This is a genomic window from Anabaena sp. TISTR 8404, assembly GCF_056847745.1.
The window spans coordinates 4,831,469-4,852,536 of record NZ_CP180578.1; the positions used below are offsets into that span (position 1 = coordinate 4,831,469).

Genomic DNA, 21,068 nt, shown 5'->3' on the forward strand with positions numbered 1-21,068 from the left:
ATCGGATTGTTATGTATCCATCTACTAACAGCATTGGAACTGGCGAATTAGAGTTTAACTAAAATTTAACTTACAGTTACCCATAAGATGAGAAATTACTTTCAGGGTAAAAAAATCATAAAACCAGCTATGACACAACAAAATAGAACTAATGAAACTAAAGTTTTGGTTCTAACACTAGCAATCACCTTAGGACTAGTGGGTGGTTTGTTGTGGTGGTTTTTTAACAGTTATGGCATCAAAGCTAGTTCTTTTACCAGGGCAAGGGTAGAAACACCAAATACTGACACTTTTTCTCAAATACCTAATGTACCCACAGGATTATTTAGCTATGGAGGCAGTACTACTTGGGCACCCATCCGCCAACAAGTAGATTCAGCAGTCGCAATTGTCTGGCCAAGATTTCAACTACGTTACACCGAGCCGATTGAAGCCGCACCCGGTTCAGGTACTGGCATTAAAATGTTACTGGGTAATCAACTAGCTTTTTCTCAGTCGTCCCGCGCCCTAAAACCAGAAGAGAATGAACAAGCAAAAAAATTGGGATTTACACTCAAAGCAGTTCCAGTGGCAATTGATGGAATTGCGATCGCAGTTAACCCTAATCTCAAACTTTCTGGGTTAACCCTAGCGCAGTTGAAAGATATTTACACAGGCAAAGTAACAAATTGGGAACAGTTAGGTGGCCCAAAATTACCCATCACACCTTATTCTCGCCGTCCAGAAGATAGCGGAACTATCGAGTTTTTTGATGAGAACGTGTTAGGAGGAGATAAATTTGGTAGTAATGTCCAATTTATCGACACAACAACTAACGCCTTAAAAGAAATAGCCAAAAATTCAGGTGCAATTTACTATGCCTCAGCACCGGAAGTAATTGGACAGTGCAGCATTAAGCCTTTACCACTAGGGCGGCAATCAGACAAACTTGTGGAACCTTACAAAAAACCTTATATTTCCTCAGAAAAATGCCCGCAACAGCGCAATCAACTTAATATAGAAGCATTTCAAACTGGTGAATATCCTATCACCCGACGTTTATTTGTGATTGTTAAACAAAATGGACAAAGTGATCAGCAAGCTGGAGAAGCTTACGCCAACTTGTTGCTTACAGATCAAGGTCAAGAATTAATTGCTAAAGCAGGATTTGTTAGGCTTCGCTAATCAAGACCTAGTATTTATAGCAGTCGAAGCATAGATGCGGAAATTACTAATTGCTCAAAGCTTTGATACTACTATGTTTGTACTCAGCACTCAACACTTTGCTATAAATAGGCAAAATTGACAATTGGAGCCTAGTTATAGGCTCCAATTGTGTGAGTAAACTGTATTTCCACTGCACCACTGATAACAACAAGACAGACAAATTGATGGAATAAGTCTTGAGTAATCAATACTTTCGACTCTAATTTTGAGTTTGTTTTCAAAACCACCCAAACTTAAGCAAAGTTGGCTGATATTTGTACTGGGATCTACTACGCTTTTGCTTTTACCTAAAAAGGTATCATCTTCAATGTTCCACTTAATTCGGGCTGTTGGAACACAATCAATACCATCAATCAGTTCCCTACCAAGAACTATTATTTTTCCCTTGTGAATACCTTGTAAAAGTCACAAACTTCACACAGAGGCTTTTTATCCAGAAGACCCCCGATTACGCACAATCTGTTTGTGGTGGTCAAACAGATTGGTCAAACCCAACAGTAAGGAGGTGTTGCTGCGCCAACTTACTGGTGAATGATCGGGTCAAGTTCTGAGAGATGCTGTTACAGGAACTCTGGATACATCTTAGCTGGCTCTATTAATCGATTCTGCTGGCAAGCAAATGAGATTATCTCCTTGAGTAAGGATTAAACCTCGTTGACGCAATTTGCCCATTAAGCGGGTAACAGTAACGCGAGTAGAGCCGATCGCACTACCAATTTGGGCATGAGTTAGGGGGAAAGGCAGACAATAGCCACGGATCACGTCAGGATCAGTTTCGCTCATTGCTGGTTCGCCATATTCCTCAATTAACAATGTGAGGAATCCTAAGAGTCGGTCAATTGTGCGCCGTTGGCCTAAGGCACTCAGCCACAACAATTTACGCTGATGCTGATACCTAAAGGCATCCATAACCTCGCGCCGGAAGTGAGGCCAGTTATCTAAATCATGCCAGTACATCCACAGCACCGCAGTTTGGTCAACATGAGCGTATGCCTGGAGCGTGAATGGTGACTGAGCCACAATTTCAAATGGTTGTCCCGCTCCCACAAAACCCAAGAAAGCTTCTTCTGGGGTTCTGTTGATGCGTCGAGATGTTAGCTGACTCGCAGTAGCACTAACTTGGGCAGTGCCTACCATGCGGATCGCACCTCTTTGCACTAAATAAAGCAATCCAGGTCTAGCTGGAATGCGCTCATCTTTGCTAAAGGTGCGGCAACGGTAGTGTTCTTGAGCCCAGTCAAGAATACGTTGCCAAGTCAAAAAAGGGCGTGATGCCTCAGAAAAGGAGGATGGAGATTGCATAGGTAACAAAGAGCGTTCGGCTGAAGACAAAGACGTCATAAAACAAGGTGCAAGGAGTGTCTTTGTGTTGACGGGGTAGGCTTAACGCCTAACAGCGCCAGCCATCCAAAGAGTAGAAAGCAATTTTAGCCCCTACTCTTTTGTTATACTTCTTACTGTACAATGATGGTAGTAAAGTTTACTTACTATTCATAGAATATTTATTAAATTTTATGCTCTTCTCATTTTTCTTTATATAGATAAAACTTATATCTAAAGGAAGATGACAAGCAACTGCTCAAGCACTCATAAAAAGCTATTCTTATCTCATTAAGTGCATAGTTGGTCATTAATCAGCCGTTACATATCAATTAAACAGTTAATACACAGCCAGTTATTTAATATACTAAACAAATCTACGCAATTACAAAAAATACAAAGCATAGAAATAACAAAAATTCCTCTATACAAAGATAGAAATAATAACAGAATCTTGTATATCTCAGGAGTGGCACAGCAGTTATCAAAATCTCATAATTGCACTGCTATAGAGATAGCTAATACTCTTGTATCTACATTATCGGCGACCAGTGGCGACGTTTTTAGTGTCACAATTGTTCCACCTGGTTGGATTTATTGTGAATTAACTCAACCTTGTTTGGCAAGGTGGCTACAAACCATGTCAACTGAGTGTGTCGAGCTAGAAGGAAACATAGGAGTAGGAGAAATCACTCCAAAATTTAAACACCAAAACCCTTCAAATGTGTTTGCTGTTCAATACGCTCATGCACGCTGCTGTTCATTAGTATTACTAGGCTATCGAGAAGGATTAATTAAACTTAGACAACCTTTACCAGATACTAGTCCAGCGTTTTGGCAATTAATATCTCAAGAACCACTACCTTGGTTGAATCAGGACAACCAACTTTGCCTTTATCACCCAACTGAGAAATATTTACTGGCGCAGCTAGTGCAAGTAGTGGACGACTTAGCGTGTTCAGATGTGGGTGATGCTTTTAACTGGCAAAAAGTTACCCTGAAGTTGAGTCAAGCTTTTGAAAACTTCTGGTGTCAATGTCGCATTTGGGGTGACGTAAAAACCTCTTCACTGGAACTAGCTAAAGCTAGGTTGGGTTTAGTAATGGTTACTCAGCGTTTACTGAGAATTTTACTGGAAAAAAAACTAGGGGTTTCTGCTCCTTTGGAGTTATGAACTAGTACTGTTGAGTGGAAGTTACACTTCAAAAGAAGTCAATGCGTTGTGGTGGTTGCTACTATAGTCAAGCCAGTCGGGAAACTATGTACGGTAGCTGCTGATGAGGATTTATAAAAGTTAAGTGATGTGACTAGATGATTTATTGAGGTTAAAAAGTTAGATTTTTGAACATTAGCTAGGCAATTTTGCTAGGAATAAGTGTGTTATTCATCCGTGGTGTTTCTGAGGTAAAATATAACAATTTTTATTGCAGCTATTGACGCATAAAAGTAGTTCGACTATACTTTCAGTTGTGTGAGGAGCGAACCAGCAAGAACACCGAGACGAAACACGGCCAGTCGTCGGTGTTCTTTCTGATTTCATGATGTACAACAGCTTAAACAGTGTGCTTTAAGACAGTAAAAATTTTTTGATTGCAACTGCGGCTCCGTCATTCTCTACACTAGGAGCTATCCACTGCGCGAGCGCCTGCACAGGTTCTGGTGCGTTACCCATTGCTACACCAACACCAGCATATTCCAACATTTCTACATCATTAAAATTATCACCAATAGCCATAACATTATTTCTTTGTAAACCTAGAAGTTCTTCGGCAAAATAACGTACAGCAACGCCTTTATTGGCAGAAGGATTTGTAGCTTCAAAAAATGTAGCTACAGAAGTTGTCAGGTAAAGTTCCGCAGGTGTGTACTGGCAGCGCAAATTTCCCAGTAATTGGTCAATTGCATTTGTATCATCGCACAAAGCTAAAACTTTTGTAGGTTCATGTTCAATTAAGACTTGACGTAAATCACCTACCGCAATAGGGGTAATTCCAGACCTTTGTGCATAAATTTTGGTTTCTCTGGTTAATTCCCGTACATAAAGTTGATCATTGATGTAGAAGTGGATAGAAAGAAGCGATCGCCATTCTGGTTGTTCAAAATAATCTAGTAGTTGGTATGCTATTTCTCTGGCAACAGGCAAATGACAATGTATTTTCTGGTTGCTTGGGTCTTGAATCCAGGCTCCTTGATAAGCTGCTAATGGTAGGTTAGAACCAATTTCTTGATGGAAGCGTAAAGCTGAACGATACATCCGACCAGTAGCAATTGCTACATAAATTCCTTGTGCTTGCGCTGCTGCGATCGCTTGCTTGACGGGTTTGCTTATGGTGTTGGATTTTCCTGCGATCGTGCCATCTATGTCCAAAACTAGTAACTTAATGTCTTGTGCAGGTATAGATTGATGATCAGACGATACAACATACATAAATTTTTAACATATGAACTCCCAGTAAGAGGTTAACAGGCATTGGCACAATATGCTTCAGTAAACGCGTTGTCATTGCCAACCAAAATAAAAAACCCAGACTTTTATAGTCTAGGTTTTTCACCGTTAAATGAAAGATAATTCTGGCAGTAATTATCAGCATGAAGAGCAATCTAACAGATACACACTGTCGTAACTATTAAATGTGCTTTTTGGTGCTTAAGTAGTGGGAGAATCAATGATGAGAGAAAAGCCACTTATTTAGAAAAATCAATTAGTTAGATGCTTTCAGTAAGCTTTTTTTACGTTGTGACAACAAACCAAGTCCTGCAACTAAACTGATACCAATTGCAGCAGAGGGTTCGGGTACAGACTTGGCTGGGTCATAGTCATAGGTGACTTTGATACCGCCACTGGCCAATGTATTAACAAAAGAAGCCATATTACCAGATCCTGTGATTTTGGATGTGGCGTTAGCTAAGAAGGTAAAATCTGCTGTTCCTGTACCCAGAAAATATTGCAAAAAGCTAGTGTCAGTAAATGTTTTTGTCTCGGATATACTAGCCATTAGACCATCAACTGTCATACCGGAAGTACCAGAGAAGTCAGTTTTACCATCATACTTAACAACATTGTAATTATAAATCTGTTGAGGATTTAGCTCAAACCGATCTACACCTGTTGGTAGTTGCAATTTCAGCAGGCCAGAAAGATCTACTGTTACTGTAGTCGCATTGTTACTCTTGTTTTCAAATCCTGCATCTCCCTTCAAACTACCCACAAAATCTATCGTTACACTTTTGAGGGTACCTAAAGCTGTGTTGAACTGTTGGACGCTGATAGTATCATTGATATCTGTAGCATAATAACCATCGGGTGTTGCTACGTCATTTGTAGGTTTGTATTGGGCAGAGTAGGAAAGTGAAGCTGCGTTTGCAGCGCCAGCGGAGGCAACAATGCCTGCTAAGGTTGTAGCAGCTGCTAGAGTTTGAAATAGTTTTGTTGTCATGGGAAATTATCTTCTCAAACTGGATGAACGCAAGATTGCTAATCTATTTCTAACTCTGAAATTTTGCTTCTAGGCTTGCTAAATCTACCTAAATTTATATGAAGCTTTGATTATGAAAAAACTCCAATAAATCTACCTTTGAAAGGCATATATAAAGTTTTGTTAAGCTCTAAAACTTGATTGAGATATTGATAACGTATCACTGACATCTAAAAACCATCAAAAGTTTTTCTCGACAACAAATGCACTAGACTCAGCAAATGCCCAGATATACAGTAAATTATCTATACATCAAGTTATTTATTTAGGGTGAATCACTGTGAGTATGGTGAGTTGGCAAAAATGTAAAATTTCTGTTTAGGTAAATCAAGATCGCTGTTGAGTTACAAAGTAACAGGTCTATTAACTACTGCCACAATTGTAGATAGAGGTACTTCAGCAAAATACTGTTGTTGAAATTGTTCTTCGCTGACAGCTGCTAAAAATTGAGTGACTGCTGCATCGGCTAGGGTTGCTGAAATTGTTTGGGAATTTTGGGTAACTTGTAAATGATGGTCTTGGGTTTTGACTGTAAATCCCCAATATTTCAGGGCTTTGATGCCTAAAAATAAGCTTTGGTTGCTTATACCTAATTTGTCTAATAGTTGTACACGGGTGACTACCTGGTGTGTACGGCTGAGATATTTCGCAATACCAACCAAGGTCAGCCAAATTTCTTGTGGTGGTTGCAGGTGAGGTTTAGACCAAGCAAGGGCTAATGGTTGGTTATTGTAATGCGATCGCCGCCACCAAGTGCGTAATTCATCCCAGCTTGTGGGGCATTCTTCAAGGATAAGTGCTGAGTGCTGAGGAGCCACTGCGTTGGGGAGACAGTGCGTTGCGGAGGTTCCCTCCGTTGTAGCAACTGTCATCGGCTCTGCCGACTTGAAGCAAGTGGCGTTGCTGAGTGCTGAGTATTCTTGGTTGCGCCAGTCTAGGATTTGTGTTGAGTGTTTTTGATTGAGTTCTGAGTTAGCACTGGGGCGGACGGCAATTAATCTAATTTCATAACGTTTTTTATAACTGTTGTAGTCCAATTCGGCTATGCAATCAGATTTACCTATGGGTAATTCATCTTTGTAGTGTCCCCACCACACACCTGGAAAAGGATTTTTAGTTGACTCATCTCGAATGTCAAAATCAGTTTTAATATACTGTACTTTTTTTCCTTGCCAATCTTGCTGATTGCGATGCCAGGCATTTTCAAACCAACAGTTTTGTATCAGTAGTTTTGGAACTGGGTTTCCCATACCACAGGGTTCCAGGAGTTTAAGTTCTAAGAATAACTCTTTGCCCAAGTCTGCTACGGTGACTTTCAAATCTGCTTGTACTGTGGGCATTAAGTCTGTAGTACCCAAAGATTGTCGCAATTGCTGATTAATTGCTTGTGTAAATAAAGGAATATTCTCCACTGGCAAACTCAAACCCGCAGCATAGGGATGTCCGCCAAAACGATGCAATAAATGTGCTTGGTCTTTGACTAGTTGATATAAATCGACAGAATTGATGGAACGGGCAGAACCTCTTGCTAGGGGAGTGGGAAGTTGGGAGTCGGGAGTCGAGGGAGAACTTTCCCAATTGTCTTCTGTACTTAACAAAATTGTTGGTCGGCCTGTTTCTTGGGCTACTTGCCCGGCGACTAAGCCTAACACACCTGCTGGCCATTGGGGATCTTCCAGGACGATGACGCTGGTTGTTGATAAATCTAATTGGGTGAGTTTTTGTGCTACTTGGGCTTGTACATCTTTTTGTAATGATTTGCGGCGGGTGTTGGCAAGTTCTGTAACTTCAGCTAATTGATTGCAGTGTTTGGTATCTCGACTGGTCAATAATTCAACGCAAAAACTAGCATCGCCTTGAATGCGGCTGACTGCGTTGATGCGTGGCCCTAAACCAAAAGAAATATCTGTGGGGCGATCGCCACTTTTTTGACACAATTCTAATAATCGCCCTACGCCTGGTCGCCGTCGCGCTGTTGGTGGTTGTTTAAAGTCTGTCTGTAAACGTTGAATTCCCAATTGTGCTAAATAGCGACAATCTCCTTTTAGTTGTACCAAGTCGGCAATTAACCCCACCGCTACTAAATCTAATAAATTCTCTAGTGCATCTTGAGGAATATTTGGCAGAGTTTGATAAAGGGCTTCTACTAATTTGTAAGCTACTGCTACCCCAGAAAGATGAAATAATGGATGAACACTTGGTAAATAACGGGGATTAATAATTGCTGTAACAGGTGGACGTTCAGCAGGTAAGGTGTGATGGTCTGTAACGATTACATCTATACCTAACTGTTGAGCATAGATAATTTCATTAATATTTGTGCTGCCAGTATCACAAGTAACTATTAATTTAAAATTTTGTTTCGCTAAATTCTCAATTCCTGAATTATTCAGTCCGTGAGATTCTCTCAGACGATTAGGAATATAGTAAGTTAACTGAGTATGTTGCTCAAAAAATTGCCCCAAGCCATCCCATAACACCGCAGTGGAAGTGATACCATCAGCATCAAAATCTCCCCAAATAGCAACTTTTTCACCAATATTACGTGCTTGTCGTAATCGTTCTACTGCTAGGTACATTTCTTCCCCAAATTCAAAGGGACTAGCAGGTTGATAAGTTTGATAGTTAACAAAAGCTGCTAGTTGTTGAGGAGATTGGATACCCCTTTGCCACAATAATTGTGCTGCATATAATCCATTTGATGCAGGTGTGTACTGTTTTACTGCTGTAATAAACCAATCTGTCGGTTGTTCAGTTGGTACTAAAATCCACTGCATGTTGTCAATAGTCAATGGTTAATTGTCAATAGTTATTTATTACTTTAACTCTCCTACTCTTTATTTCTGTTCTTCAATTATTGGAGGTTCATTTACTAAAGGATTGAGAACTAATTCAGTAGCCACTCCATCAGATTTACGAGGACGAATAGCAGGACGCGATCGCCTATAACCTGCTCTTTCTGCTTTTTGGTGTTCGTAATCAATTAGTCTGCCATAATGTGGGTGTTTACTTAAGTTCATCGATAAGAAAATGTGTTGACGAACGTTACCAAATCCTTTGCGATTGAAAAATTTCACTGCTGCATTATTGGTCGGATCAGTATCTACCAACATGAATCTTGCCCCATCTTCAATCATTCGAGCAACGACTTTATCAACTAATTTGTCTGCTACTCCCTGACGCTGAAATTTAGGGTTAACTCCTAGCCATAAAATATAACCATAAGTCCAAGATGCTTTAGTAATGATGGTTCCCAAAATAAATCCTGCTAGTTCTCCACTAGTTTCGGCAACTAAACAATATTCTGGATCTGTATTGTAAAGTCCGATTACTTCCCACTCATCCCAAGTACGGTATAGGTATGGATATAAATCGCTTGTAAATAGTTCTTCTCCCAAATGGTACACGGGAGCGATATCATCAATTCCTAATTCGCGTACATAAATTACATCGCTTTCGTCAAAGTTAGTCATAAATAAATTAATAGTTAATATTCAAAAAGAATTTTCAGCTTAAAGTGAAACTTCTTGAATATTATCAATATTTGGTAAGGGATAGATTTTGGTTTCTTCTGTTGCTTGTGTACGTTGACACCGAGTAGCAAACTGACAATGATGACAAGCTTTACTGCTCTCAATTACTTGCGGAAATGGCTGACCTTTTTGGTAAAGTTTTAGCCAATTTTTCAGATGATTTAATAGTTGATTTAGTTCTTTTTGTGTTTGCTGATGTTGCTTACTATTATAAATAAATTTTATATTTTGTGGTCTACCTGCGGACTGAACAAACCAGTAAGTCATCGAAATATTTTCTGGCAAGTATTCGCTAGTTTCAGCTAATACGTACATATAAAGGCGTGTTTGCCAGTTGTGTGCTAATTTGCGTTTATCTGGTGGTTTTGGATAAGTTTTCCAATCCAAAATTTGGGCTTGCTGGTTATCTGCAATTAATAAATCATAGATAACTGTCAATAAATAATCTTGAACTTGTAGGGTGCGGTAGTGTTCGCTTTCGCGGAAGGTTTGACTATCTGTTATGGGTGTTACAATTTCTGGTGCGGCATTGGCAAAAGCAGACATCCAACTTTGCAGTTGAGTATCTGTTTGTAAGAAACTATCAATTGGTAAACCCATTTCTTGTTGCTGCATTAGTAAGTGAAAGCGGCTACCTAAAGTTTGTTTCTCTTCGTGTTCAGGATCGGAGGGAGAATTGAGTTGCTCTAGATATGTATGCTGAAACTGACGGGGACAACGTTCTAGTAAATTGAGTTGCCCTTGAGACAGTCGTAATAAGTGAGTAGAAGTTGATAGCATTATTCTATTTTAGATTTAGAAGCGATCGCCCTGGTTAATTCTATTAAATTTGTAATAATTTTTATACTGAGTTTGAACTAATAAATAAACTTACTGTTTTGTGAATCAAAGATGCGGCAGTTTAAGTGATCGCATAAACTTTCAATGATTATTCGTTATAGCTACATTTCTGTCTAAATTCTTCAAAATGCTCTCCGATAATAAATCTTGCATATATGTGTTTTGGGCTAACCGGACAATAAATGCCAGGCTGTAATTGCTGTTTTTTTATTAATTTTCTATCTTCATAACCAATTATTATTAATTCAGAACCGCATACCGCACATAAAATCCGACCTCCATTTGTATAAATATCAAGAGCTTGCTTTAAGTTTTTAGACTTGGCATTATAAAGAAAATTTTTTATATTCATTTCCACCCAAACATTTAACTTAAAGCTTCACTCAACAATTCGCGGTGCATTAAGGCTCGATCTACTAAAGATTGAATTTGTTCAGATAAAAGTGGCTCACTGTTGGCGTAATGTTCTAGCCAAGTTTTACTAATTACATTTGCGTCATCTGGTAAATTCTCTAAATCCCAGCCAGGTATTGCTAAATCTTCCATCAAACGATTGATTTTGGGATCATAACTGAGGGCAAAACAGCGACAACCTTCAGCAGCAGCCATAATTAAACTGTGTAACCGCATTCCAATCGCCATTTCAACACCACGATATACTCCTTTTAAAAGTTGTGGATCTTCCAGACACAATATTTTACTGACATCTGCAAGATGAGGTTGGATTGTTTGAGCAATGCCTAAATCTTCACTTTTTTGAAATGGTAGTAATAAGATAAATGCCTGAGTAGCTTTTTGAAAATCTACTAATGCTTTAGTCAGGTTAGCTAAACGTTTTGGAGTGAGTTGAGGATGCGATCGCAATGTTACAGCAACCCTCGGCGCAGGTAAATCCGCAAGTCCGGGAACTGGTTTACCTTGCAGCGCCCAAACGGGATCAGGTGCAATGATATGCGGAATTTGCCAATCAGATAATAATGCAGCACTGGCGCGATCGCGCACACTAACTTTGGTACAGCCAGCAAAGTTGCGTCTGGCTAACCAACGCGTTTGCGGACGTACTAACGGGCCAATACCTTGCGCCCAAGCTATGGTTTTCAAATTCATTGTTTGCGCCAATGTCATCAATCCCCCATAATATAGAGGGCTAATGGTACTGGTAACATCTTGAATTAGACTACCACCGCCCCAAATAAAAGCATCGCAAGAACGCAACGCTTGCAGTACAGGTAGCATAGCCATACGGTTGTAAGTTTCTACATTGTAGCGATCGCGCGTTTCTTCTGGATTGCCCGAAAGCACCACAGGTGTTACACGAGATGGCAACATTTGTAGAAGCGTCGCCAGTAAAGCTTCATCACCACCATTACCTTTGCCGTAATAACCAGACAATAACGCCCGCATAGTTCCTATCTTGAGATTTTGGATTTTAGATTATCAACTTTTTCACTCTATTCCATTAACCAACAGTTTTTAACTCCCCAATCAAAGGGGAGTCAATATTTATGGTCAATAGTTAATTGACTGGCAAAATTGAAGCTGAAATGAGAATGGACTTACGCAGTAAGTTTTATATGTCTAAATGTTAACTATGGTTATTTATTATTAGCCATTTGTTATATTCTTACCTACCCTAGTTAGGGTACAGTTTCTGTCTCAGATTCTCTGACCTTTATGGGTACAGAATTGAGCTTGTTCGCAGATGTATCTAACACTGATGTTTGCTGTGTAGCAGTTTTTTCTACAATATTTAGCGTTTGGTTTTGTCCAGCTAAGATCTCGCGCTGATTGATGAGATAAATACTGATTAATGTTAGGGCAACTCCTATCCACTGCAACGGACTAAGCATTTCCGAGAGAAAGAGATGACCAAATATTAAGGCAAATACTGGTGTCAGGAAAGTTAAGGAACTGAGACTAGTGAGACTACCACTAGAAGCAAAATAGAAAAACAAACCGTAAGCGATCGCACTACCAAATACTGTGGCATATCCCAAGGCCAACCAATCAGGTATCAAAATATTCTGCCATTGCTGAGATTCTGTAAATGCCGAAATTACCCATAATGGCAAACCACCGATAATCATGTGCCATCCGGTAGCGCTTACAGGGTCAGCGTACCGTGTCACAAATCTAATCAACACCGTCCCTATAGCCATCGACAGCGCCGCTAACAGCATTAACCATTCACCACTAGCAAACAAATCTTGCCAGTTACCAATGGTGATATTTCCTTGTGTACCCAGCCAATGAAAAATCAACTCATCTGGTAAGCCAATTAAACTAATACCTGTGACTCCTAAAGCCAGCCCTAACCATCCCCAAAAACCAATGTGTTCCTGAAACAGCCACAGCGATAGCAAAGCTACTGCTAAAGGTTGCGAGTCAATCATCACTGATCCCAAACCCGCACTGGTTCTCACTAATCCCTCTGCTAAAAAGCCTTGGAATAATGTCCCATCTACAAAGGCAAACAAGCTAATCCAAAACCATGCCTTCCAACTTTGTGGCTGGGGTCTACCCATAAGTGCAGCCGCCACCAAAATTAACACTCCAGCTGGTAGCAAGCGCACACCCGCCATGAATAGTGGAGTCGTATGGGGTATAACTCCTTTCATGGCAACCATTGCTGTTCCCCAGAGGAAAAAGGGAGCAATTAACAATAGGGGAGCGAAGGATAGGCGAAATGCACTGAGTTTCAGTTGCATGAGTTTGCTGAGACCTTTATTTCACAAGAGCAGAGATTGCTTTAACCAATTCTACCGAATTGTGACTTTTTGTGAAGGAAATAATACTCATACAACTTACACAGTGATACCAAAAATTAAGGGTTTAGGAGCGAGGAGTGTAAATCAGCAAAATCCTCACACCCTGCACCCTTATACCCTTACACCCAATCTCAACGACTGATCTATGTGCATAAGCCCTAAGCTTATTTTTTGCCAAATAAACTATCTAAAAAGGAGATTTTTACAGCCAAATTAATCAACCCTTGACCAGTTTTCGCATCTTTAATTTCTGCATTATTTACAGCCACAATATAAGGCTGACCGTTAATAGAGGCAATAATTGGGCCACCAGATGAGCCACCCGCAGTGTCGCAATCATGTAATAAGATATTTGATCGCTCATCAATAATACTGCAACCCGCTTGAAAACCTGCTGTCCATCCTTGGCCTGCTGTTAAACCCCAAAACTTTTCTGTCTCTGCTTTGGGATAATCACCAGAATACCCAACAAAAAAGAATTTTTTCTCATTGCGAATTAAAGTTGACGAAGGCAGAGACTTCCAACCTAGATAACCATATTTACGACCGAGCGGTTTATCTATCTTCACAACTGCCCAATCTTTAGCCTCTGCATTTTTCTCTTGAAAATCAGTGCCAGCCAGATATTGTACAGCATAGGCTTTATCTGCATATTGACCATCAACCACATTTGGCAGAAAGACAACTCGGCTTGCAACCTTACCAGTATTCGGGTCAACTACACAGTGAGCATTAGTTAAAACAATATCTTCATCAATCAAAGTACCCGTACAAGTATAAGTTTTCGAGTTTGATTCACCAACAATGCGACCAACAGTTGACCAAGGATAATTATTACTTAACATCGGCAGGCGATCGTCTCGACCTATCGTCCCCCGCGTCCCTTTTTTAATAGGTTTATTTGATTGCTCTAGTTCTGATGGTTTAAAGGGTTTGCCGTTATTTTGTAATTGTAATTGACTGGCTTCCTTCGGTATTGGGGCTGTTGTTGGCGCAGGTTGTTTTTGCGCCTGTGCTTGGACAGAAGCCCAAACACCCAAAGTAGTAAAACCGAGAACACCTGAAATTAATAATGCAGAAGTTTTTTTAGAAATAAATTTGTTATTCATTGGTCAGCCTCTTTGGTTTGTAAACACTAATACCATTCCTGGATAAAAATCAGCTTAATTGATAGACTTCCACTCAATACTCCGCGTTACTTTGCGCTTTCCTCCGCATTCCTTTGCGTTTAAAAACACTATCAACTACTCAAATTCCGAATTAGTCTCAGCGCCACTCACCCTGAACTGTAAACGCCGCCCAATAATATGGATAACGCCAATCTTGGTTTTGTAACATAGCTATTTGCGCCGCACGTAAAGCGGCATTCGGTGACTTTTTCCCTTGCAACATTTGCTGATAAAATTCCTTCATTAGTTCTGGTGTCGCATCATCACTCACTTGCCACAAAGACAACGCCACGCTTGCCGAACCCGCATACATTAAACCCCTTGTCAACCCTACCAATCCCTCGCCTTTGACATCTGTGCCTAGACCAGTTTCACAAGCACTTAATACCACCAACTCCGCAGGCAAATCGAGGTTAAAAATATCACTCAGTCGCAAATAACCAGGAATAGATTGACCTTGCTTGTTAACTAAAGACAAAACAATTCCTGATAACTCTGGGTTGGTGTGGTCAGCAAAGCCATGCGTCGCCAAATGAACAAAGCGATATTGTGCAAGTTGTTTGCTGGTTGCCCAGTTGTAATTAGCATCAAAGTCAACAGCCAATAGGCGGCTGTTTGATGGTACTAACGGTAAAATTGCTTCTGCTTCCTTCTGCGTACCAGGAAGCACATCCCACCACTGACTGCGGTTGATATTTTGTGCGGCGCGTTTTAGGGCAGACTGTTCTAATTGACCACGGGTGTCTAAGTCTGGTGTAACTCCTGCTGGTTTACCTGTTACCCGTTTATCTTCGGCACTAAACACAGGGTTAGCCAGAACAGCTAAAGTTTTGGGTGCTAATTGCCTTTGACGCAATTTTTGCCTGTGGGTAGCAATAGCCGTCATAGAAGGCAAATTGACAATTTCATGTTTGAGGATGAGGGGTTGGTAATCTTTTTGGTTGGTGGCGGGAGTGTTGGGTGCAACTAACGCCGCAAAGGGAATATCTTGTAATGCGCCATCGCCAACAATAACTAAGCGTTTATCACCTAATTTATCAGCCACAGGTGCGAGGATAATTTGACTCAGTTGAGTTGCTGCTGGGAAGAATGGTGTTTGGCGATAGGAAAGTTCTCGGCAGTCAACGCCTTGGATTTGGCAAGAAAGTAATGGTTCTTTATATTTTTTTGCTGCTTGGGCAATTGTTTCGCGTCCTGGTAGTTCGTAGCTGTTGAGAGAATTGGGGGTAACAGCCCACAGATAACTGCGTTCTTCACCGATAGAGTATTGCAATAAGAGTGTGTCTTTGTCGAGTTGTTGCTGAATTTGCGGCAAGGTGAGGGGTTGGGGATATTTCAAAGCGGCATATTCTGGGTTAGTCGCCCGAATTTTGTTTGTGAGTTCTTGCTGTTGTTTGAGGATATCTTCGATTTCTTTTTTAGTGGCAGCTATGAGTGGTGCTGCTGGTTGGGTTTGATTGGCAAATTGTGATAGTTGTTTTTCTTTGGCTTCTCGTAGCAGTTGCAGACGTTTCTCCTCGGCTGCTAATTCCGGGGTAATATTTTTGCGGATATCAATGTTAGCTTCTGTTAATAGTTCTACTAAACCTCTAGCGCGGGAACGTTCGCTGATGTGCAGTGCTTGTGCGGCGTAACTTTTGGAAGGGTCTTTTTTATGCAACTGCATCAATAAGTCGATGTAGAACTGGTAATAGTTTTGTACGGTGGCAAAGTAAGAAGTACGCAATTCTGGGCTATCAATTTTGGTGCGTAATTCTTCAACAATTTTGATGGCTGCTGCGATTTGAGTGAGTGCGGTTTCCAGGTTACCTTTGTCTCGTTCGATGTAAGCGATGTTATTGAGAATACCAGCTTCCCCAGAGCGATCGCCCACTGCACGAGATAGGGGTAGAGCTTCGTTGTAAAATGACAGTGCCTTTTGCTTTTCTCCTAAATCTGAGTAAACTCGACCAATGTTATTGAGAGTCCTAGCTTCTCCAACGCGATCGCCCACGGCACGTCTGAGAGGCAGAGCTTGGTCATAAAATGATAGGGCTTTCTGCTTTTCTCCTAAATCATCGTAAACAGAGCCAATGTTATTGAGAGTTGTGGCTTCCCCAGAGGGATCGTCCACGGCACGTCTGAGGGGCAGAGCTTGGTTGTAAAATGAAAGTGCTTTCTGCTTTTCCCCTAAATCTGAGTAAACTAGACCAATGTTATTAAGAATAGTGGCTTCCCTAGAGGGATTGCCCACTGCACGAATTAGGGGCAGAGCTTCGTTGTAAAATGACAATGCTTGCTGTTTTTCTCCTAAATCGTCGTAGACTCGACTAATGTTATTGAGAGTAACCGCTTCACCAGCGCGATCGCCCAACGCACGAAATAGGGGCAAAGCTTGGTTAAAAAATGATAGTGCCTGCTGCTTTTCGCCTAAATCTGAGTAAACTTGACCAATGTTATTGAGAGTAGTGGCTTCACCAGCGCGATCGCCCAATGCCCGATCTATGGGCAGAACTTGGTTATAAAATGACAGTGCTTTCTGCTTTTCCCCTAATGCGTCGTAGACTGCACCAATGTTACTGAGAGTAGTGGCTTCCCCAAAGCGATCGCCCACTGCACGTCTGAGAGGCAGAGCTTGGTCATAAAATGATAGTGCTTTCTGCTTTTCTCCTAAATCATCGTAAACAGAGCCAATGTTATTGAGAGTAGTAGCTTCCTCTGCGCGATCGCCTAATGCACGAGATAGGCGCAGAGCTTGGTTGAAAAATGACAATGCTTGCTGCTTTTGTCCTAAATTGTCGTATATACGACCAATTCCAAGTAAAGTCACTGCTTCACCGCGTTTATCACCTAGTTTCTGCCACAAGGGTAAGGCAATTTGCCATTTTGCAAGTGCCTGTCGTAAACTTTCGGCTGTGCCTTGCTTATATAACTCAAATCCTTCAAATAATGCCTGTTGTGCTGCGGCGCGGGTTGCGTCTGGTTGGGTTGGTTGTTGTGCTATCTGCAACGTTTGAGTTGTTGATGTTGCGGTGACTGTATCGGATAACAGCAGCGAACTCAGCAATAAGGGTAAAAAAAGGGAGTGGGGAGTAGAGAGTAGGAAGTGGGAAAGAGGATTTTTCATAGTTTTTTGTATATGAAGTTAGCCTCGAATTTGCGTCATACTGTTGTTCACGCACTCTACTAGTTAGCAGCTATGACAAGTTGCTAATGACAATTATTTATCTGTCATCAGAGATATTACGGAAAATCTGTTGTTATCTTACTAGTTTGGCGTAATATTGCTGTTACTGTTGCATTTTTTGCAACAATATTTTTTTAACAAACCGCAGAGGATCTGAGAAAGCAGAGTTAAAGATATTAGACAGTTGACAGATTGAGAATTCTGATTTGAAAATCGGTATGATTAATTTCAGATGTGCCTGAGAGAATGAATTGCGATCGCTTGATGATTATCGCTGTAATTTTTACCTGCATCCCCTATCAAAACCAAACTATCTACAACTTCCAATTTCGTCGGAAATGAAAGAAGCCTTCTAATCTGTCTTGTAAATTTGGATTACTATTTAATTTTTGTTGATGCCATTCTTGTGCGGCTTGGGTCAAAATTTCTGAGAAGCTGGGATGGATAGGAGCTAAATTTGCTAAATCTTTAACTTTAATTTTTTGTGCTATGGCTAATGAAATTAAATTAATTAATTCTCCTGCTACTGCACCTAAGATAGTGGCTCCTAAAATTTCTCCATTAAGTAGAACAATTAATTTACAAATACCTGTAGTTTCGCTTTGAATTTGGGCTGCTGTTAAAGATTTTAAATATTGTTTTAAAATTAAAAATTCATCATAACGCAATTGCCGTTTTGCTTGCGTCTCAGTTAAACCGATTTGTGCTAACATTGGGCGAGTAAATATTCCCCAAGGTATGTGTTGATAATTAACATCCAATCTTGGGAAAAAGAGAGCATTGTTCAGAGCAATTCTTGCTTCGTAATTAGCAATGTTAGTGAAGTCATAACCACCAATTACATCACCACAAGCGTAAATACGTTTGTTAGTAGTTTGCAGTTTATTGTTAACTATCAAGCGATGCCGATACCATTTCACTCCTGCTGCTGCTAAATTTAATGAATCAATATTTGGTTTTTGTGCTGTTGCTATTAAAATTTCATCAGTTTCAATTGCTTTATCTCCGGCTTGTATCCATTTTTTATCTTCAATTTGTTTGACTTGAGTAACGGGTGTTTGAGTCAGAACGCGCACACCATCAACTTCTAATTGTGCCTGGAGTAGTTGAGCAATTTCTGGATCAATATTGGGCAGAATATAAGGATATTTAATGACTAATGTAACACTGCAACCCAAACGCGCTAAAGTTTGGGCTATTTCTATACTTTGAGGAATGCCACCAATAATTACCCAATTCTGGGGTAGTGTTGGTTTTCTAAGAGACTGCCAAATATTGGCTAGGGTGATGTAACCAGTGGCTTGTAAACCTTCTATATTGGGAATGGCTGGACGAGAACCACTCGCTAGTAAATAGGTGCGTCCCCGCAGCAAGCGGAGGATGCGATCATGTGAAGATTGCAATGATTTTTCATCATTTTCATAAATAGCAAATGCTAAGTGTGGTGAAGAGTGAAATTCACCTTTGCCAAAAATGACATCAACTCCCAGCGCGGCTAGGGTGGCGGGAGAATTGAGTTCTTGGATGTTGGCTTTAACTTTGTCAGCATATAGCATTGCCTCTTGCCAAGCGACAGATATGTGACATTTTTCGGCGATGTCAGCATGGTTGGTACGAATACCAAAGCCATCTACATCATTGAGGGATTGTAAGCGGTTGGCAATTTCGCTGAGGGTGTGGTGATAAATAAATCCGTAATTTATTTGTGGTTCTACTAAGGCGACTTTGGCGTGCAATTTGGTTGCAGCTAAAGCAGCATAGCGTCCGGCGAGACTGCCACCAATAATCACGACATCATAATCAATTGTCATTGGTCATTTGTCATTGGTCATTAGTTAATTGTAGAGACGAGATGATTCGCGTCTCTACAAAGTGCAAGATAATTCGTAGTTCCTATTCTGACGAATTAAGAATTTTCCAGTAATGCTTGCAGCGCTGTTAATAAGCGCTGGTTGTCGGACACAGAACGCACGGCTATTCGGAAGAAGCGATCGCCTAATTCTTTAAAGCTCAGGCAATCTCGAATTAAAATCTGATGGTGTTGCAGTAATTTTTGCTGTAACTGCGAACTTGATTTTTGTGATTCCACTAGTAAAAAGTTCGCAGCGCTTGTGTGAGGTTGCAATCCTTCAATGGCAGCTAAACCCTGAAACAGTTGGTTTCGTGTGGGTGGAAGCCATTGCCATGTTTGCTGTTGAAAATTTTGATCGCCTATGACAGCAATTGCGGCGGCCGCAGCTAGATTGTTGACAGGCCAAGGATCACGCCACGACTGCCACTGCGCTAAACGATCAGGGTGTGCGATCGCATATCCCAGTCTTAGCCCCGGCAGACTGTAAAATTTTGTGAGCGATCGCAACACGACTAAATTTTCGTATTCTTGCACCACCGAAATCAAGCTTTGTTCTGCTTCCGGTGGTACAAAATCCATAAACGCTTCATCCACCACCACTAAGGCAAACTCTTCTAACAGCGGTAAAATTTCCTGCCGCGAAAATAGTTTTCCTGTCGGGTTATGGGGATTGTTTAACAGCAGTCCTTTGTCATTGGTACTTTTTCCTCGAATTTCTAAGCATTGGCTGCCAACACTCAGACTCGTGTCATTGTTTATTAACAAATGACTATTGACAAATGACACATGACTGAAATCAATGGGAAACTCCAGAACTTTAGCGTTGTAAGCCGCCAAGGTGCGGTAGTAATCACCAAAGGCTGGAGTAAGCAAGATGGTTGCCGATAATGCGGCTAATTCTCTTCCCACCAAAGTTAATAATTCTGCTGAACCGTTACCCGGTAGAATCCACTCTGGCGGTAATTGATGGAAGTGACTGAGAGCTAGTCTCAGTTCACTGTACTCTGGTTCGGGATAGTGCCTCAAACTACTCATTTGTGACTGAATCGCAGCGATCGCACTATCCGGTGGCCCTAAAGGGCTGATGCTTGCAGAAAAATCAAGAATAGCATCACGGGGACAGCCAGCCAGTGCTGCTGCCCAGGCTAAATTTCCCCCGTGTGCTGGTTGCTGCATCAAAATACAAATTCCGTAAACTAAACCTAAGATTTTGGGGGCGCAACTCTTTCTCTAAAGAGTTTACCAGCAGAGAAAGCAGGCACTTTTGTTGCCGGAATTTCCATTTTTTCATTGGTTTTGGGGTTACGTCCTTCACGGGCTTTGCGTTCCCGTGATTCAAAAGAACCAAACCCTACTAGTGTTACTTTATCGCCAGAGGAAACCGCTTCAATAATGGTTTCCAAAGCAGCGGTTAAGACGGCATCTGCTTGTTTTTTAGTAACACTAGCTTTTTCTGCTACTGCATCAACCAATTCGCCTTTGTTCATATAAACTCCTTCAGGTTTACTTGAGATTTGTTCAAGATGCAGCATGTAGCATCTTTACTCAAACCTCTGTTTGCACAATTACAAAAGCCGGGCTTAGGGAGTATTTCTACTCAAAACGGCTACACATCCCTTCGGCTCGACTTTTCAATGAATCATTCTAAGGTGTAGTAGCCAGAAGTGGATATATGAAACCATTAATTTATATGGATTTCAGGATGTTTTATGTTTTTAAGGGGTGTGTTGCACTCAAA

At 40.8% G+C, this 21,068-nt stretch carries 16 protein-coding genes; 2 read left to right on the forward strand and 14 right to left on the reverse strand.

All coding sequences use genetic code 11. The features are described 5' to 3' along the window. The first annotated feature begins 129 nt into the window (after nt 1-129). Complete coding sequence (locus ACMX3D_RS20875; RefSeq protein ID WP_482747752.1) at nt 130-1,164, forward strand: PstS family phosphate ABC transporter substrate-binding protein; 1,035 nt, start codon at nt 130-132, stop codon at nt 1,162-1,164. 624 nt (nt 1,165-1,788) lie between these two features. Here the strand turns inward: ACMX3D_RS20875 and ACMX3D_RS20880 are convergent. Continuing rightward, a complete protein-coding gene (locus ACMX3D_RS20880) occupies nt 1,789-2,547 on the reverse strand; it encodes a Crp/Fnr family transcriptional regulator (RefSeq protein WP_017654928.1) in 759 nt (252 codons plus the stop codon). Between the two features lie 448 nt (nt 2,548-2,995). Between ACMX3D_RS20880 and ACMX3D_RS20885 the strand changes: the two genes are divergently transcribed. Next, entirely contained in the window at nt 2,996-3,700 is a 705-nt protein-coding gene (locus ACMX3D_RS20885; RefSeq protein WP_482747753.1) for a DALR anticodon-binding domain-containing protein, read from the forward strand. 393 nt (nt 3,701-4,093) lie between these two features. Here the strand turns inward: ACMX3D_RS20885 and ACMX3D_RS20890 are convergent, their stop codons facing one another. The 13 genes from ACMX3D_RS20890 to ACMX3D_RS20950 form a co-directional block, all read right to left on the reverse strand. Then, nucleotides 4,094-4,954 (reverse strand): Cof-type HAD-IIB family hydrolase, encoded by an 861-nt coding sequence (locus ACMX3D_RS20890; RefSeq protein ID WP_482747754.1) that lies wholly within the window; start codon nt 4,952-4,954, stop codon nt 4,094-4,096. A 274-nt stretch (nt 4,955-5,228) separates the two neighbouring features. After that, nucleotides 5,229-5,963, reverse strand: coding sequence for a choice-of-anchor E domain-containing protein (locus ACMX3D_RS20895; RefSeq protein ID WP_482747755.1), 735 nt, complete (start codon nt 5,961-5,963; stop codon nt 5,229-5,231). 383 nt (nt 5,964-6,346) lie between these two features. Continuing rightward, the gene (gene recJ / locus ACMX3D_RS20900) at nt 6,347-8,779 is read right to left on the reverse strand and encodes a single-stranded-DNA-specific exonuclease RecJ (protein ID WP_482752391.1); all 2,433 of its coding nucleotides are present in this window, start codon (nt 8,777-8,779) and stop codon (nt 6,347-6,349) included. Nucleotides 8,780-8,839: 60 nt separating this feature from the next. Beyond that, complete coding sequence (locus tag ACMX3D_RS20905) at nt 8,840-9,475, reverse strand: GNAT family N-acetyltransferase (RefSeq protein WP_482747756.1); 636 nt, start codon at nt 9,473-9,475, stop codon at nt 8,840-8,842. A gap of 39 nt (nt 9,476-9,514) precedes the next feature. Next, nucleotides 9,515-10,315 (reverse strand): PD-(D/E)XK nuclease family protein, encoded by an 801-nt coding sequence (locus ACMX3D_RS20910; protein WP_482747757.1) that lies wholly within the window; start codon nt 10,313-10,315, stop codon nt 9,515-9,517. 148 nt (nt 10,316-10,463) lie between these two features. Further along, nucleotides 10,464-10,727: a hypothetical protein gene (locus tag ACMX3D_RS20915; RefSeq protein WP_482747758.1), complete on the reverse strand. Its 264-nt coding sequence runs from the start codon at nt 10,725-10,727 to the stop codon at nt 10,464-10,466. A 14-nt stretch (nt 10,728-10,741) separates the two neighbouring features. After that, a complete protein-coding gene (gene csaB, locus ACMX3D_RS20920) occupies nt 10,742-11,779 on the reverse strand; it encodes a polysaccharide pyruvyl transferase CsaB (protein WP_482747759.1) in 1,038 nt (345 codons plus the stop codon). Nucleotides 11,780-12,012: 233 nt separating this feature from the next. Continuing rightward, on the reverse strand, nt 12,013-13,083 hold the full coding sequence (locus ACMX3D_RS20925) for a DMT family transporter (protein WP_482747760.1): 1,071 nt from the start codon (nt 13,081-13,083) through the stop codon (nt 12,013-12,015). 224 nt (nt 13,084-13,307) lie between these two features. Then, nucleotides 13,308-14,252 (reverse strand): trypsin-like serine peptidase, encoded by a 945-nt coding sequence (locus ACMX3D_RS20930; protein WP_482747761.1) that lies wholly within the window; start codon nt 14,250-14,252, stop codon nt 13,308-13,310. A 157-nt stretch (nt 14,253-14,409) separates the two neighbouring features. Then, the gene (locus ACMX3D_RS20935; protein ID WP_482747762.1) at nt 14,410-17,418 is read right to left on the reverse strand and encodes a CHAT domain-containing tetratricopeptide repeat protein; all 3,009 of its coding nucleotides are present in this window, start codon (nt 17,416-17,418) and stop codon (nt 14,410-14,412) included. A gap of 374 nt (nt 17,419-17,792) precedes the next feature. Further along, nucleotides 17,793-19,289, reverse strand: a complete 1,497-nt coding sequence (locus ACMX3D_RS20940) for a dihydrolipoyl dehydrogenase family protein (protein WP_482747763.1) — start codon at nt 19,287-19,289, stop codon at nt 17,793-17,795. A gap of 95 nt (nt 19,290-19,384) precedes the next feature. Then, complete coding sequence (cobD, locus tag ACMX3D_RS20945) at nt 19,385-20,506, reverse strand: threonine-phosphate decarboxylase CobD (RefSeq protein ID WP_482747764.1); 1,122 nt, start codon at nt 20,504-20,506, stop codon at nt 19,385-19,387. 26 nt (nt 20,507-20,532) lie between these two features. Further along, entirely contained in the window at nt 20,533-20,817 is a 285-nt protein-coding gene (locus ACMX3D_RS20950; RefSeq protein ID WP_015111786.1) for an HU family DNA-binding protein, read from the reverse strand. Between the last annotated feature and the right edge of the window lie 251 nt (nt 20,818-21,068).